The sequence below is a fragment of the Rhizobium brockwellii genome (genome assembly GCF_000769405.2).
GTDB lineage: Bacteria > Pseudomonadota > Alphaproteobacteria > Rhizobiales > Rhizobiaceae > Rhizobium > Rhizobium brockwellii.
This window is the reverse complement of sequence record NZ_CP053442.1, coordinates 167,330-183,339: the sequence shown is the minus strand read 5'-3', so window position 1 is coordinate 183,339 and position 16,010 is coordinate 167,330. Positions and strand designations below refer to the sequence as shown.

The 16,010-nt window shown below is 57.5% G+C and carries 14 protein-coding genes; 11 read left to right on the top strand and 3 right to left on the bottom strand.

The features are described from left to right. The first annotated feature begins 113 nt into the window (after positions 1-113). The 5 genes from RLCC275e_RS31185 (at position 114) to RLCC275e_RS31165 (ending at position 5,717) form a co-directional block, all read left to right on the top strand. A complete protein-coding gene (locus RLCC275e_RS31185; protein ID WP_033183962.1) occupies positions 114-980 on the top strand; it encodes a WecB/TagA/CpsF family glycosyltransferase in 867 nt (288 codons plus the stop codon). 7 nt (positions 981-987) lie between these two features. Further along, positions 988-2,475 (top strand): sugar transferase, encoded by a 1,488-nt coding sequence (locus tag RLCC275e_RS31180; protein WP_033183963.1) that lies wholly within the window; start codon positions 988-990, stop codon positions 2,473-2,475. A gap of 45 nt (positions 2,476-2,520) precedes the next feature. After that, a complete protein-coding gene (locus tag RLCC275e_RS31175; protein ID WP_033183964.1) occupies positions 2,521-3,573 on the top strand; it encodes a UDP-glucuronic acid decarboxylase family protein in 1,053 nt (350 codons plus the stop codon). A 128-nt stretch (positions 3,574-3,701) separates the two neighbouring features. Beyond that, positions 3,702-4,511, top strand: coding sequence for a glycosyltransferase family 2 protein (locus tag RLCC275e_RS31170; protein WP_003552315.1), 810 nt, complete (start codon positions 3,702-3,704; stop codon positions 4,509-4,511). 216 nt (positions 4,512-4,727) lie between these two features. Beyond that, complete coding sequence (locus RLCC275e_RS31165; RefSeq protein WP_033183965.1) at positions 4,728-5,717, top strand: glycosyltransferase family 2 protein; 990 nt, start codon at positions 4,728-4,730, stop codon at positions 5,715-5,717. A 231-nt stretch (positions 5,718-5,948) separates the two neighbouring features. Here RLCC275e_RS31165 and RLCC275e_RS31160 read toward each other — a convergent pair whose 3' ends face one another. Beyond that, positions 5,949-6,713, bottom strand: a complete 765-nt coding sequence (locus RLCC275e_RS31160; protein WP_033183966.1) for a LuxR C-terminal-related transcriptional regulator — start codon at positions 6,711-6,713, stop codon at positions 5,949-5,951. A gap of 550 nt (positions 6,714-7,263) precedes the next feature. Here RLCC275e_RS31160 and RLCC275e_RS31155 point away from each other — a divergent pair. From RLCC275e_RS31155 to RLCC275e_RS31130, 6 genes are read left to right on the top strand one after another with little or no spacing between them, the layout of a single operon-like run. Further along, the gene (locus RLCC275e_RS31155; RefSeq protein WP_033183967.1) at positions 7,264-7,767 is read left to right on the top strand and encodes an acyltransferase; all 504 of its coding nucleotides are present in this window, start codon (positions 7,264-7,266) and stop codon (positions 7,765-7,767) included. Next, on the top strand, positions 7,767-8,804 hold the full coding sequence (locus RLCC275e_RS31150) for a Gfo/Idh/MocA family protein (protein ID WP_033183968.1): 1,038 nt from the start codon (positions 7,767-7,769) through the stop codon (positions 8,802-8,804). Before RLCC275e_RS31155 ends, RLCC275e_RS31150 begins: the two co-directional genes overlap by 1 nt. Next, positions 8,801-9,904 carry a DegT/DnrJ/EryC1/StrS family aminotransferase gene (locus RLCC275e_RS31145; RefSeq protein WP_033183969.1) on the top strand — a complete coding sequence of 368 codons (1,104 nt, stop codon included), beginning with the start codon at positions 8,801-8,803 and terminating at the stop codon, positions 9,902-9,904. Before RLCC275e_RS31150 ends, RLCC275e_RS31145 begins: the two co-directional genes overlap by 4 nt. Continuing rightward, entirely contained in the window at positions 9,894-10,613 is a 720-nt protein-coding gene (locus RLCC275e_RS31140; protein WP_033183970.1) for an acyltransferase, read from the top strand. The genes RLCC275e_RS31145 and RLCC275e_RS31140 overlap by 11 nt, the downstream gene beginning before the upstream one ends. Next, on the top strand, positions 10,610-11,581 hold the full coding sequence (locus RLCC275e_RS31135; protein WP_033183971.1) for an NAD-dependent epimerase/dehydratase family protein: 972 nt from the start codon (positions 10,610-10,612) through the stop codon (positions 11,579-11,581). Before RLCC275e_RS31140 ends, RLCC275e_RS31135 begins: the two co-directional genes overlap by 4 nt. Continuing rightward, positions 11,578-12,795: a DegT/DnrJ/EryC1/StrS family aminotransferase gene (locus tag RLCC275e_RS31130; RefSeq protein WP_033183972.1), complete on the top strand. Its 1,218-nt coding sequence runs from the start codon at positions 11,578-11,580 to the stop codon at positions 12,793-12,795. The genes RLCC275e_RS31135 and RLCC275e_RS31130 overlap by 4 nt, the downstream gene beginning before the upstream one ends. Before the next feature lie 72 nt (positions 12,796-12,867). Here the strand turns inward: RLCC275e_RS31130 and RLCC275e_RS31125 are convergent, their stop codons facing one another. Next, positions 12,868-14,376, bottom strand: a complete 1,509-nt coding sequence (locus RLCC275e_RS31125) for an O-antigen translocase (protein WP_033183973.1) — start codon at positions 14,374-14,376, stop codon at positions 12,868-12,870. An 80-nt stretch (positions 14,377-14,456) separates the two neighbouring features. After that, the gene (locus RLCC275e_RS31120) at positions 14,457-15,779 is read right to left on the bottom strand and encodes a polysaccharide biosynthesis/export family protein (protein ID WP_033183974.1); all 1,323 of its coding nucleotides are present in this window, start codon (positions 15,777-15,779) and stop codon (positions 14,457-14,459) included. Positions 15,780-16,010 lie beyond the last annotated feature (231 nt).

The window sequence follows — 16,010 nt, the reverse complement described above, 5'->3', positions numbered from 1 at the left end:
GTAAGACGTAAAGTTGAAATCTCTTCTACGTCCAATAGCTGGAGCGGCAAGTATGGAGGCAATCGGTCTGCCGGGATATTCTGATGACAGTTTCGATCGCGAAAGCATAGGTCATGGGAAAGCAACCAGCAGGCAGCAGCCAAACTTCAGTTCTTCATCCTAAGGGTTCGTCGGAATGGACGAATGTCCTTGGTGTTCGCGTTTCGGCAGTTAACCTGAAAAGCGCGACTGGAATTATTCAGAAAGCGATCGAAGACGGCAGGAAGGAATATGTTTGCGTTCGCGACGCACACGGTATCGTCCGATGCCAAGATGATCCCGAGCTTCGGTCGATACATAATCGTGCGTTCCTCGTGACACCCGACGGTATGCCGTTGGTATGGGCATTGAAGCGTGCAGGCCATGCCGAAAGCGACAGGGTCTATGGACCAGATCTCATGCTATCCGTTTTCGATGCCGGAAGCTCCAGGGGTTTGCGCCACTTCCTTTATGGCGCAACGGACGAAACGCTCGAACAACTGCGGGCGCGCCTTCTCGCAAAATTTCCGCAAGCACGGATCGTCGGCTCCTATGCGCCACCTTTTCGCAAACTGTCGACGCGGGAGGAAACCGAGATTGCTGACCGGCTCAATCGATCGGGCGCCGATATCATCTGGGTCGGGCTGAGCAGTCCTAAGCAGGAACTCTGGATGGCGCGCATGCGCGATAGGCTGGAAGCATCGATGCTCATCGGTGTCGGAGCCGCATTCGATTTCCACGCCGGCCTCAAGCGGCAGGCTCCAAGGATCATTCAACGAAGCGGCTTCGAATGGGCGTTTCGTCTTTTATGCGAGCCACGACGGCTGTGGCGTCGCTATGCGCTCGTCGTGCCGACATTCATCTCACTGACGGCATTCCAGAGACTGGGGCTTCGGAAGTTTCCGATCGAAGACGCGGTTTTCGGATTAAGCGCGCCAAAAGCAGCAGCTGCAAAGGTGTAAAGCCATCATGTCCTTATTTGCGTCGCCAACAATAACACCAGGCCCATCGAAGGCAGCCACATCAAATGACATGACGGCGCGGGCGATTCCGGCAGGTTCCGTGCCGCCCATCGCAGCGAAGACCGCCGATCGTTTTGACCGGGCAGGGCCGAATATGCCCGTCGCAATACGGCGTCGGCTTCCTCGGCTTGCAACCTCGTCCTTCCTAGTCGCCGGCGACATTGCAGGCTATTTGATTGCCTATTTTGTTGTCCTGTCCATTCTGCCCAGCGGTTTGGAGGGTACGCTAGCGGAGCGTACGTTCACGATCGCAGCACTCGCCGCGATTATTCTTTACGCATCGGCAGGCCTCTATCCTGGATATCGGTTGCACAACCACGAACATCTGCGGCGGCGCACTGTAGCTGCCGTCAAGGTGGCTGTCATGGCGGCGTTCGGAGCAATTATCCTGCCGGAGGGGGAGCGACTACTGCTCGCCGTCATTGGGTTCCTCGCTCTCGGGCTGATTGTTCAGCCATTTGTGCATTGGCTTGCACGGGGCCTGTGCTGGAAACTTGGAGTCTGGGGGGAACGCGCGGCTGTCATAGCGGGGTCCAATCTTACTCCCGCTCTCGTGGCCCATTTCAAGAACCACTGGCAGTATGGCATCAGGCCCGAGGCCTCCGATACTTTGGCGGCATCGCCCGATGGCGGGCCATCCATTGCCGTGATTGCGGGCGACGCAGGCGCGCTTGCACCCGATTTGGCGGCGATGCGTCGGAAGTTCGCCGAAGTCATTTTGCTGTCCGACACGCCGAGCTTCAAGGTGAGCGGTTTGCGACCTGCTGATGTCGGCGGAGAGATCGGTATTCGCCTGACCAACGATAGGAGTTCAGTGAACTCGGACCTGGTTCGCCGGATCCTCGATCTCGCAATCGCCATCCCTGCATCGATCGTGGTCGCGCCATTTATCGCGTTTGCAGCGGCGGCAATCTATGCCATCGATCCAGGCCCCGTCTTCTTCCGGCACACCAGGGAGGGGCGGTCCGGCAAGCCGGTGCACGTTCTGAAATTGAGGACGATGTATCAGGATGCCGAACAGCGCCTTGAAGCACTCTTCCGAGACGATCCTAACATGCGCGCCGAGTGGTTGAGCCATTTCAAGCTCAGGGACGATCCGCGCGTCCTTCCGGTTATAGGCCATATGCTGCGCTCTTCGAGCATCGACGAGCTGCCGCAATTGGCAAACATCATTGCAGGCCAGATGGCCATCGTCGGACCGCGCCCGTTTCCGGAATATCACCTCCTGGCTATGGACGGCGAATTTCGAGACAAGCGCCGTTCCGTCACGCCGGGGCTCACGGGCCTTTGGCAAATATCCGAACGAAGCAGTGCGGATATCGAACTGCAGCAGCAACTCGACGAATACTACATCGACAACCGGTCGCTGTGGTTCGACTGCCAAATTCTTCTCAGCACAATCCCTGCGGTCTTCAAACGCAGGGGAGCCTACTAACCATCCTCGCTTCCGCGAGGCAACCGTCAACAACGGAGCACACCAATGCACGGACAAAAGCGAGTTATGGTAACCGGCGGCACCGGATTTCTGGGATCATTCTTATGTGAAAGGCTTTTGCGAGAGGGCAATGACGTTCTCTGCGTGGACAATTATTACACCGGTTCGCGCGACAATGTACTGCACCTTCTCGACGATTCCCGCTTTGAGGTGCTCCGCCACGACATCACCTTCCCGCTCTATGTGGAGGTCGACGAGATCTACAACCTCGCCTGCCCGGCATCTCCCGTCCACTATCAATTCGATCCCGTGCAGACCGTGAAGACCAATGTGCACGGGGCCATCAATATGCTGGGCTTGGCCAAACGCACCAAGGCGAAGATCTTCCAGGCCTCCACGAGCGAAGTTTACGGCGATCCGGCAGTCCATCCGCAGCCGGAGGACTATCGGGGCAGTGTCAACCCCATCGGCCCGCGGGCATGTTATGACGAAGGCAAGCGGTGTGCCGAAACGTTGTTCTTCGACTATCATCGTCAGTATGGCGTGGAAATCCGGGTGGCGCGGATCTTCAATACTTACGGGCCGCGCATGCAGACCAATGATGGCCGCGTCGTCTCCAATTTCATCGTTCAGGCGCTTCAAAACGAGCCGATCACCATCTTCGGCAACGGCACGCAAACGCGCTCCTTCTGCTACGTAGACGATCTGATTGAGGGCTTCATCCGCCTGATGGGCACGCCGGCCGGCGTTACGGGTCCGATCAATCTCGGTAACCCGGGGGAATTCCAGGTCCGGGAACTGGCCGAAATGGTCATCGAGATGACGGGATCGAAATCAAGCATCGTTTACAAGCCTCTGCCGATGGACGATCCGACTCAGCGCAAGCCCGACATCCGCCGCGCAATGCAGGACCTTGGTTGGCAGCCGACGGTGAACCTGCGAGAGGGGCTCGAGAAAACGATCGCGTATTTCGAGTGGAAGCTTTCTGGCGGAGTCAAGAGCACGCTTGGCGTTCGGTCCTCGCGAAGCGCCTACACCTATCTGCCCACCCCGGCCGTCGGCCTTCCTGTTCCGCAAGCTGCGCCCTTGGGAACCTGAACAGAACCGGCAAAGCGAAAACAAGGCTTGGTTTCTTCAATAAACCGAGCCCCAAATCGCGGTTTGCAAAAAGAGCGGCGACCGTCGGACGTGCAAATCGCCGCAAAACAACAATGAGGACATGAAGCATGCGCGTTGCCGTTATTACGCCATACTACAAGGAGCCTAACGAGCTCCTTGAGCAGTGTCGGGCGAGCGTTCTCGACCAAACCGTTGCATGCGACCATGTTTTTGTTGCCGACGGGTTTCCGAACGCTGTCGTCGGTCGCTGGCGCGCAAAACATTTCATCCTGCCGAATGCTCACGGCGACGCGGGCAACATGGCTCGCGTAATCGGCAGCCTCAGCGCCTTTGCCCAGGGCTATGACGCGGTGGCGTTTCTCGATGCGGACAACTGGTACAGATCCGACCACATCCAGCGCCTGCTTGAACTTCACCGCCGTACCGGCGCTGCGGTTTGCACATCGAGACGTTCGATGCACCGCGCGGACGGCAGCTACATGTTCGACGACTCAAAAAGCGACGGTCATGCGCACGTGGATACGAACTGCTTATTTCTCACGCGACCTTGCCTGCCGATCATTGCGCGCTGGGCTCACATGCCGAGGGAACTCTATCCAGTAGGAGATTCCGTCTATTGGAGCTCTATCCGGAGTTCTCGGCTGTCGCGCTCTCATGAACCGACCGCGACGATATGCTACCGGACGACTTGGGAAGCCGATTACAAGCGAATGGGAGAACCTGTCCCTGCGGGTAGCAAGACCCTCGCGTTCACCGACCAGCCGTACTACTGGTTCAAGTCTCTCCCGGCCCAGGACCGCTGGCGCATCTGGCAGGATTTCGGCTTTCCGCTCAGGCGACGCACGGTAGCAAAGCTAGTCGGTCAATATACGCTGTCAAGGCTTTCCCCCTACTCTTATCTCGGCGCCAAAACATGAGTACCGAAAGTCTTGCCGAGCCTCTCATCTCCCGTCTTTCTGCTTGGTCCGCCTTGTTGGGGACGGTCTGGTCGCGCGCGAAATCAGCCAGGCGAAAACATCTCTCAACGCCTGCGAGAATGAATCGGAAAACTAATAGTGCATAGCAACGAAACGATGCCGCGTCCGGAAGATCTGTCAAATCAAGAGTGACGCTGTGCGTACGGAGGAAGAAGTTTGCAACGTGTTGATGTCGTAATTCCCTGCTATAACTATTCCCATTTCTTGCAGGAATGCGTTGAAAGCGTGCTTTCGCAAGCGGGTGTCGATGTGCGCGTGCTCATTCTGGATGACTGCTCGCCAGATAAGACGCCGGAAGTCGGAAAGGCCCTGGCATCCCGCGACCAGCGGGTCACCTATCGGCGGCACGCGGCAAACATGGGCCACATCGCCACTTATAATGAGGGGATCGATTGGGCAGGCGGTGACTTATTCCTGCTTCTTTCTGCGGATGATTATCTTTTGCCGGGCGCGCTGGACCGCTCGGCGGAGCTGATGCGCAACTATCCGGATGTGGGGTTGGTGTTCGGGAACGCGCTCATAGCTGAGCCAAATGGCGTGAGCAAGCGCGCTGATCCTCTCGGCGACAATCACGTGTACCCCCTGCAGATCTTGTCCGGCCGGCAATTCATGCGGTTGAGTGGAGCAAGGAATCTGGTTCCAACGCCGACTGCTGTCGTGAGGACGGCGCTGCAAAAGCAGGTCGGCGGCTATAACAAGGAACTGCCGCATGCCGGCGATATGGAAATGTGGCTGCGTCTCGCATCACATGCCGGCGTAGGGTTCATCAATGCTGATCAAGCAGTATATCGCCAACATGCTGCGAATATGTCGCTGCAATACTATGGAGAAAATATTCTTTCCGACCTTCGACAAAGAAAAAAGGCTTTTGATATCCTATTTAGCCAAGCGCCCGACAGCCTCCGGAAAGATAAGATGTTACGACGCTTTCTTGCCAGAGATCTCGGAAAACAGGCGCTTCGACTGGCTGGCATCGCATTCAACAACTTCGACGTTGCGACGGCCTTGGCCATTCAGCGTTTTGCATTGGAGGTTTCTCCTGATGTGCGAAATTCGTTGCCCTGGATCAAGTTGGTCTGCAAGCAAACGATCGGCCCACAGTACTGGTACGCCTTGAATTCTATTCGGCGAAGAGCTGCAGCATGAATAGCCAGGACCGGGCCGGGTTAGTTCGCCCGCAAAGACGGAAAAAGCAGTCCGTGGTTGGGCGCTCGATCGCTGCTCGCGCCAAGATCGGGGCAAGCATAATAGATCGACCCGGTATCAAAAACCCCGGTGACGCATTCGCGCCACCGGGGTGATTTTGAGCAAGACCGTGGTTCCAAGATACGAAAAAATTTGCCCCAACACGGATCAGGCCGACGCCCTAATCCACGCTCATGCCGGAATACCGGTTTGACATAAGTCGTTGAGCTTGAACACGACTTCCGTCCTGTTCGTTGCTTTGACCTTTTTCATGATATTGCGAACATGTACCTTTACAGTGCTCTCTCGCAGGTTGAGCTCATAAGCAATAATTTTATTCGCCTTTCCGCGTCGGAGCGCCTCCACGACTTCGACCTGACGATCCGTGAATATGCCGGCCAGCGGGCGTGCGGTCGAATTGCTCGAGTCCAGCAAGTGACGCATGGCGAACAGGGCGCTTGCAGGCACAAAAATTCCTCCTGCCACTGACAGCGCGATCAGCTCCATACACACGCTGACGCTGACTGAGGCGGGTATGAACCCCTTGGCCCCGTACTCGAGCGCTTTAACGATTTGGCCGAAATCGTCGCTATCAGCCAATACGATAAGTGGCGTTGATGCGAATTCCGACGAAATCATCCGGATTTGCTCCGATACGGCCGGCTCATCGATCTTCTTGCCGCCGACGTTCAAGAGGATTGCCGAAAGCGGAGGATATTCGTCGCGCTTCAGCTTCCACTCCTCAATTGATCCAAAAGCCAGAATCTGCAAATCCGCCTTTTGGGCAGCCATGCATTGCGCCAGGCATTGCCGATCAAGCTCACGATTATCGAGAATGACAAGCGAATGCGTTTGACTTGCCGATACAGCAAGTATGTTGGAGTTATTTTCTATCCTGAGGGGAAGGGCTACGTTCTCCTGCCTAAGGTCCAAATTCGGTATAAGTGCTGAATTCACAGCTTCACCTCCCCCTAACACGTTACGCTCAACTACATCCCGAGTACCAACCCCTCTCAATACGGGGGTTTAGGAAACTCTAAAGTAGGAATCGAATACCACAATTCGCGGAACGTTACAGTAGCTAATATAGGCTAAGTAGCGCACAACTTCTGTCGTAAGTGGGAAATTGAAAGATAAATCTGACGTAGTCTTGAGTGTTACTAGATAAGTTGCAGAATAAACTTCATCGTTACACCTTACCTTGCGACGGACCACTAAATGCATGGAAATAATCGCAGTCTCCGGCGTAGGACCGGGAACGGATGCGGTAGGTGAGCCCGCCACCAACGTTGGTCGATGGATGAACATGGGCGTAAGTCATCATAAGTAGATACGCCTTTAGGTGAATAACCTTAAACGTTTTGTTTCTTTACTCAGATGCAGAAAACAATTCTCTTTGAGATGTAGAAAAATATTAGTCCTGTTGGTGTGAAACCTTGGGTGCAATCAAGCGATTGTTGGTTTCAACTGAGTCTGGACCTGTTCAAGAGTTAGGGGTTTTGCAGGGATGATTGCATCAAACGTCAAGCTGGATGACGGCACCATTATCCACCATCCGGACCTCGTGAATCTTTACGGCTGTACGATCGGTGCGGGAACGCGCATTGGCACGTTCGTTGAGATCCAGAAAAACGTCCTGGTCGGAAAAAGCTGCAAGATCTCCAGCCATTCCTTTCTCTGTGAGGGCGTGACGGTGGAAGACGGCGTCTTCATAGGCCACGGGGTCATGTTTACGAATGACATATACCCGCGCGCCGTCAATCCGGATAGCAGCCTTCAGACGGAAGCCGACTGGATTGTCGTCCCGACCTTGGTCAAGCGCCATGCATCGATCGGAAGCAACGCCACCATTCTGCCTGGCGTAACGATCGGAGAGGCTGCGCAGGTCGGCGCCGGAGCGGTTGTAACAAAAGATGTGCCCGATGGCGCCATTGTCGCTGGCGTTCCGGCCAGGGTGATCGGTCGCGTCAATGACGGGCCAGTCGACATGTATGCGTTGGAGGGAATGTGATGATCGGCATCGCTGTTGTTGGGTATGGATATTGGGGGCCGAATCTGGTTCGCAACATCTCGGAGGCAGCCGGAGCGCACCTCGTTTCCGTCTGTGATCTCAATGTTGACCGGTTGGCGGCTGTCAAAAGCCGCTACCCCGCCGTGACGATCACCGATGATTTCGAGGAAGTGTTGCGTGATCCAAGAGTGGATGCCATCGCTATCGCGACGCCGGTCTTCACCCATTTCAAGCTCGCAATGCAGGCTATGATGGCCGGAAAGCATGTCTTCGTCGAAAAGCCGATGGCATCGACGACGGAGGAAGCCTCGCGGATGGTCGAAGAGGCCGCACGCCGACGCCTCGTGCTGGCGGTGGATCATACCTTCGTCCACACCGGCGCCGTCCGCAAGATGCGCGAACTGGTCGAGAACGGCTTGGGCGACATGTATTATTATGACTCGGTTCGGGTCAATCTGGGGCTGTTTCAGCATGATGTCAGCGTCATCTGGGACCTCGCGGTGCATGATCTCTCCATCCTGGACCATGTTGTGCAGGAAAGGCCGGTGGCTGTTTCAGCGACAGGCATGAGCCATGTCCTCGGCGAGCCGGAAAACATCGCCTATCTGACGCTCTTCTTCGAAAGCAAGCTCATCGCACACATCCACGTCAATTGGCTGGCGCCGGTCAAGGTGCGCCGCACGCTGATCGGTGGCAGCAACAAGATGGTCGTCTACGACGATCTGGAGCCCAGCGAAAAAATCAAAGTCTACGACAAGGGCATCACGCTGAACCCCAATTCTCAGGCTTATGGCGAGAAAGTGCATCAGATGATGGTCGGCTACCGCAGCGGCGACATGTGGGCGCCCAAGCTCGATATGACCGAAGCACTCAAACGCGAACTGGATCAGTTCGTCGAGTGCATCGAGCAGAATTCGCGGCCCATTACGGACGGCCATGCCGGCCTGCGCGTCGTTCGCATTCTGGAGGCAGCAAGCCGGTCGTTAGCCCAGCGCGGTCGCATCATCGAGCTCGAAGAGGCAAGGCGCATCGCATGATCCCGTTCCTGGACATTAAGGCACAATATCAATCAATCAAGGGTGAGATCGACGCCGCCGTGCTCGGCGTCCTTGCCTCGGGGCAGTACGTATTGGGCGACGAGGTCGCGTATTTCGAGCAGGAATTCGCAGACTATTGCAACGTCAAACATGCGATAGCCGTCAACACCGGAACGAGTGCCTTGCATCTTGCCCTCCTTGCGGCGGGCGTTGGCCCTGGCGATGAGGTCATTACCGTGCCATTCACGTTCGTCGCAACCGTGTCGGCGATCTGCTACACGGGCGCACGACCTGTGTTCGTCGATGTTGAGCCCGTGACACTCACGATGGATCCGGCTGAGGTCGAGGCAAAGATTACTCCCCGGACCAAGGCGATTGTTCCCGTCCACCTCTACGGTCAAATGGCCGATATGGACGCGATCGAGGCAATTGCCGAGCGCCACGGCATACCCGTCATCGAAGACGCCTGCCAGGCCCATGGCGCGCAATACAAAGGCCACCGCGCCGGCAGTATCGGCCTATCCGGCTGCTTCAGCTTCTATCCGGGCAAAAACCTCGGCGCCTGCGGCGAGGGGGGTATGGTCGTTACCAATGACGATGATCAGGCGAAGACGATGCGCATGCTGCGAGACTGGGGTCAGGAGCAACGCTATCACCATCTGCTGAAGGGCTTTAACTATCGCATGGACGCCATTCAAGGCGCGATCCTGCGTGTCAAGCTCCGGCACCTTGAAGCCTGGACCGAGGCGCGGCGCACTCATGCGCGCCGCTACTCTTCGCTGCTTGCCGGATCGACGGTTTTGACGACCCCTGTCGAAGCAGCCGACCGGCGTCACGTCTATCATGTCTATGCCGTAAGAAGCCGTGATCGCGATGGGCTTCAACGCCTGCTTAGCGCGGAAGGCATTCCGTCCGGGCTCCATTATCCCATCCCTGTTCATTTGCAGAAAGCCCATGCCGACCTTGGTTACCAGGCCGGGGATTTCCCGGTCTCGGAAGCCGCGGCACGGGAGGTCCTATCATTGCCGATCTATCCAGAGATGCCTGTACGACACGTTGACCAGGTGGTCGCCGCGCTGGAGTACGCCTATGTCAGTTAACCGCGCCGGCGAGGCTCGACTGGTGCGGGCGGTCCATGGTCGCCATGAACGGCCGGCAGATCCTGGCTACCAAACTGGGTTGGTCGAAGAGCTCAGGCAATCATACGGGCGCGCTGGCCTGATAGACCTCTATGGTCGTTTCGCCACAGGCGACGGGGTCGTCGACACTCTGATGCGCAAAGCCATCTGGCAAGCGATCGCGCGGAGCTGCGGCACGGGATTGCAGGTTGCGGGCGGCGCCGGTTTCAAACATCCGGAAACGTTTGAAATCGGCAATGGCGTGTTCATCGGCGCTCAGGCCTATATCCAGGGACGCTTCGACGGCACTTGCGTGATCGGCGACAATGTCTGGATCGGGCCGATGGCCTATTTCGACGCTCGCGATCTCGTGATCGAGGATTCTGTCGGGTGGGGGCCTGGCGCCAAGGTGCTTGGCTCGACCCACACGGCACTGCCCTTGGATGTGCCGATCATTCGCACGGATCTTGAAATCAGGCCGGTACGAATCTGTGCAGAGGCCGACATCGGAACGAATGCGACCATTCTTCCCGGCGTGACCATCGGGAAGGGGGCGATCGTTGGAGCGGGGGCAGTTGTCGTTTCCGACGTCGAGCCGTACTCAGTCGCCGCAGGTGTACCTGCAAAATTCATACGTTGGCGTTCGGATAATGATCCGATGACGAACATGTTGCGTGAGGGAAGATCATGAGAGACAAACGGGTGCTCATTACCGGCGGTGCCGGTCTGATCGGCTCGCATATTGCCGATCTTGTCGCATTGGAAAAACCTCGCGAGATCATCGTCCTAGACAATTTCGTGCGCGGGCGCCGGGACAATCTCAGCTCGGCCATAGTCAGCGCGCCTGTTAAGATCATCGACGGAGATATTCGTGACAGAGCGCTTCTGGCAAAAGTCTTCGAAGGCGTCGACATCGTCTTTCATCAGGCAGCCATCCGCATCACGCAATGCGCCGAAGAGCCACGACTGGCTTTCGATGTATTGGCCGAAGGCACGTTCAATGTTCTCGAAGCTGCCGTAAAGGCAGGTGTGTCGAAGGTCGTCGCTGCCTCTTCTGCCTCTGTGCTGGGCTTGGCCGAGAGCTTTCCGACCACCGAAGCGCATCATCCGTACAATAACCGGACGATCTACGGCGCGGCGAAAACATTCAACGAGGGGCTGATGCGTAGCTTTGCGGAGATGTACGGCCTGCGCTATGTCGCGCTCCGTTACTTCAACGTCTATGGGCCGCGCATGGACGTTTACGGCGCCTATACGGAAGTTCTGATCCGTTGGATGGAACGTCTGATGGCCGGAATGCCGCCCCTCATCTATGGGGATGGCAGCCAGACGATGGACTTCGTCGATGCACGCGACATCGCCCGCGCAAACATTCTGGCCGCGAAAAGCGATGTCACGGACGAAGTGTTCAACGTCGCGAGCGGCAAGGAAATAAGCCTGCTGGAACTCGCGAAGATGCTGAGCGACATTATGGGTTCCTCACTCGAACCGCAGCACAAAGAGGCCCGCACGGTCAACGGCGTAACCCGTCGTCTTGCCGATATCAGCAAGGCCGAACGGCTCCTCGGCTTCAAGGCGGAGATCTCTATGGAGCAAGGACTTCGTGATCTCGTCGCCTGGTGGCAAATGCAGACCGACGCAGGGGGACAGGCTGCATGAGCTCATCTCAATTGACAATTCCGGTCGCCAAACCCGTCCTCGGGGAGGAAGAGGCCGACGCTGCGCGCCGCGTTATTCTGTCGGGATGGGTGACCCAGGGGCCGGAAGTCGCGGCTTTCGAGCGTGAATTCGCCGCCTTCGTGGGCGCCGCGCATGCTTGCGCCATGTCCAATTGCACGACAGCGTTGCATCTGGCCTTGAAGGCAGTCGGCATATCCGCCGGTGATGAAGTCGTCACGGTCAGCCATTCTTTCATCGCGACCGCAAACGCGGTTCGGTATTGCGATGCGGTGCCTGTTTTCGTCGACATCGAGGCCGACGGTTACAATATCGACCCCAGCCTGATCGAAGCAGCCATCACGCCCCGCACCAAGGCAATCCTATGCGTGCATCAACTCGGCATGCCTTGCGATCTCCGCCCGATCGTGGAGATCGGCAAGCGCCACCAGATACCGGTTATCGAAGATGCAGCCTGTGCGACCGGAAGCGAAATCCTGTGGGACGGCCGTTGGGAAAAGATCGGCAAAGCGCATGGCGATATTGCCTGTTTCTCCTTCCATCCCAGAAAGGTCGTCACGACTGGCGATGGCGGCATGTTGACGACCGCCAATCCAGAATATGACCGGAAGTTCCGGCTCTGGCGCCAGCATGGTATGAGCGTTACCGATGCGGTTCGTCACGGCTCGAAACAGGTCATCTTCGAAGACTATGACGAGTTGGGATACAATTACCGGATGACCGATCTTCAAGCGGCCGTCGGACGCGAGCAGTTGCGGCGGCTGCCGGATCTGGTTGCCCAGCGCAGGCTGCTTGCCGAGCAATATTGCGAACGTCTGTCGACGATTGCCGGGCTTTCTCTGCCGGCCGAACCGCGATGGGCTCGCAGCAACTGGCAGAGCTTCTGTGTGAGATTGCCCGATACGGTCGACCAGCGGGCCGTCATGCAAAGCCTGCTCGATCAAGGTATCTCGACCCGGCGTGGCGTGATGAACATTCATCTGGAGAAAGCCTATTCTGGTGAGAACTCCTACCGCGCTGCCACGAGCCTGGTGCGAAGCGTGTCTGCGCAGCAGCAAACGATAATCCTGCCGCTTTATGCCCAGATGACGGTGTCCGACTTGGACCGGGTCGTTGAGGCACTTCGCGCAGCCGTTGCGGAAGCGACGGTCGGGGCCGCCAGCGTGCAACGTGCCGTGGAGGTCGCTGTCGCCTGAACCCGCATTTGCCCGACGTAACAATTTGCATAACGAAACAATGCGCGTATCCCCGGATGCGCGCATTGTTCGTTATGCTGATTTCGTGATCCATCCGCGGATGGCTGCTGGCACGGACTCCGGCGGAAGCAGGTCGATCAGCATGCGCAGCGAATAGAGCCCGCAGAGAACGACGGCGACAAAGCCAATCACCGTCGCCGGCCATAGCGGCAAAATCGAGAACATCAGGAACACCAGTCCCGATGCGGGCAAAAAAAGCAGCGCGTGTCTGCGATTGGCGGCGGACCAGCGAAACCCGGTCAGCTTGCGCACGATCACATAGATCAGGATGCTGTGCCAGACATAGAGGCCAAAAAACGCCATGCCGGCTCCGCGCGTACCGAGCAGCGATACGAAGAGCCAGGCAAGCCCTACATGCACGACTGCCGCCGCAACCTCCGTCCAGAAGAAAATCGCCTGCGTACGCTTCGCCACGACGATGAAACCCATCGGCCAGGAAATAATCCGCAGCATCATTCCAAGGCAGATCCAGCGCAGAAGCTCGACTGCCCCATGAAATTCCGCTGAATAGAACAGGCTCATCATGAGCGGCGCGAGCGTCAGCGTGCCGAGCAAACCGGGGCCAGCCAGCAGCATGCTGATTTCTGCCTGTTCATTGACCAGCCGATTGCATTCGGCATTGTTGTCGATCGTTGCAGTCAGGCGCGGATAGAAATCCGTTCCCATGGCCTGCAGGATGAAACCCGCGTATAGACCGCCGAGGCCCCAGGCCGCTTGATACAGCCCGGCCGCCATGACGCCGCCCTCCTTCAGCACGATGATGCGGATGGCATAGGCCGCACCGAAGGTCAGAAGCCCGCTTGCCATGAAGACGAAACCGAGCCGGAGCAGCGCCGACACCTCCCGGCTGAACTGGCGCGTCGGCATTGGCGAGGGATGCGGGAAGATCCGCCGGCTGTACCACCAGGTCGGAAGGATTGAGGCAGCTGCAATGACCACGAGCGACGGTGCGATCGCCTGGACCCCGAACAGGTAGATCAGCGGGATGCTCACGGCTGTGCCGAAGAGCCCGGCAATCACGTTGATGCGAGCAAGATCCGCAATGCCGCGAAGGCCCTGGATCAATGCGCTCTGTCCCGCAGACACCAGCCGGAAGAAAACGGCGAGCGACAGCAGCACAATGCCACCGACGTGCTGGAAATCACCGAAAGTGAAACGTGAGACAGGATATGCCGTTGCTGCGAGAAGAAGCGCGCCAAGCAGCGCCAGCACCACCGATATGCGTCTCAGTACGGTCGCCGACTGGGCAATCCTCGCTGCGTCGCCAGTGCCGGCTGCCTCCGCGACTTGACGCACGCCACTGCCGCCGACGCCCAGACCCGCGATAGACGCCGCGATATCGACAATCGAGCTATAAAGGCCCATAAGCCCAATGCCTTCCGGCCCGAGCAAGACGGCCATCGCCTTGTTTCTGACAATGCTGAGTGCGACGTTTACGAGCGAAGCGCCACCCATCAGAATCGTCGACCTGAGGATCTCAGTGTAGGTTTGGCTGCCGGGTGGGGTCATGCGCAAAGTCATCAGATACCCCTAGCCATCTATCCCGTGCTGGCGTTCAACCGCCCGCCGCAGGCTCGATTGCAGCACATGCTTTTCTCTTGTCACCGGCTTACCTGACTGACATGCGCCTCTGTCTGAACAGGCAGCGCAGCGGCGTCTTCGGGCGGCGCATCGGCGATGCGGGCCCGGCTTACCCTGATCACGTCGCCCGGTGCTAGCTCGGTCGTTTCGGAGGCCTGGAATTGATTGACCTCTCCCTTGTCCCGCCGGTTCACGAGGAATGTCAGGGGGAGTTCTTCAACGCGGCTATTCACGTTGGCGCCGTTCGACAGGTCTTCGAGAAGCAGTTGTTGCGTGGTGTCACGCTTCAATTTGAGCTGATCGAGATTGGCTTTTTCAGCCTGCACCTCGGAAGCGACCTCGCTACGGCGAGTGTCGGAAAGTCCCTCGAGATTTCGCGTCGTCTCGTTGATCGCCTGGCGGCCCCGCATGATGGCCGTCACGAGGTCGAGCCGGTCGGAGCGATAGGTGGTGAGCAATCGTTCCAGATCCATCTGGCGTGAAGTGATCGTGAGGCCCTTCTGGACCAGCGTCTTCACGCTCGTCAGTTGCTCTTCGACCGATTGAATATTGTCATCCGAGCCTTTCAGCTTTTCTTCCAGTGTATCGATTTCCGCCGTCAATAGATTGCGCAATTCGGCGAGAGCCACCGACTGCTTGTCCAGTGCGTTTGCACGGGCCTTAAAAATGACCCGCTCCTCCTGGTAGAGACTCTCGGCATATTGCCGATCGGCAGCGGGCGGCTGATCGAAGACGATCTCCTTCGCGCCGGCCATTTCAGTTTGCAGACGCGCGAGCTTTGCCGAGCTGCGCAGCAGCGAATGGTCGATTTCCCGCAAATCCCCGGCAAGCCTGATCGTCTGCGATTGCTGCAGTGCCGCAGCCCGCAACGGGCCGCCGCTCATCGCCAGGGACTGCAGGACGCTGAGGCCGGAGCGAAACTTGTATTCTCCCGGCGCCACTACGTCTCCGACGACGTAAATAGAGGGATAGTCGAGAATGTCGATGGTCACTGCAGGTGCCTGGGCCAGACCCATCTTTGCCTGAAGGCGCTTGCCGATCTCGCTAGTTAGTTCCTCATTGTCCAGATTTCCGACCGACAGCGACCCCAGAAAGGGCAGGGAGACCACACCCGCATCCGAGACCGTATAGTCGCCTCCAATCCCATCCCATCGTTCAAACTGTCCCTTGGACGGTATCCATTGGACGATCGTCAGGCGGATTCTCGTTTGTGGAGCCAAGGGGGCGCTATCGGCGAGAGCTGGCGACACTGCTCCGGCAAGCAGGACGAGTGCGCTGATGACAGACGTCGCACGAAAGGACACGCGAGGGGGGCGGCGCAGGCGCAATAGATTCATGTACATGTCTCGCCTACAAAACTCCTTCAACAAACGCTGGTTCAATGCTTTAAGCCCTGTTCGAACGCCGGACGCCAAGTCCGAAACCACATCGTCAGTGTGCAGCCTGGCGAAGCCTTGAGGAAGGTGGAGGTCGTTTGCTTTGCCACATCACTATTGATGAGGCAGGGAGGTGCTTCAGCCTAAATTGAGTAGACACCTATATTGTTGGTGCGACACACTGGGGTCGCCTTGGAA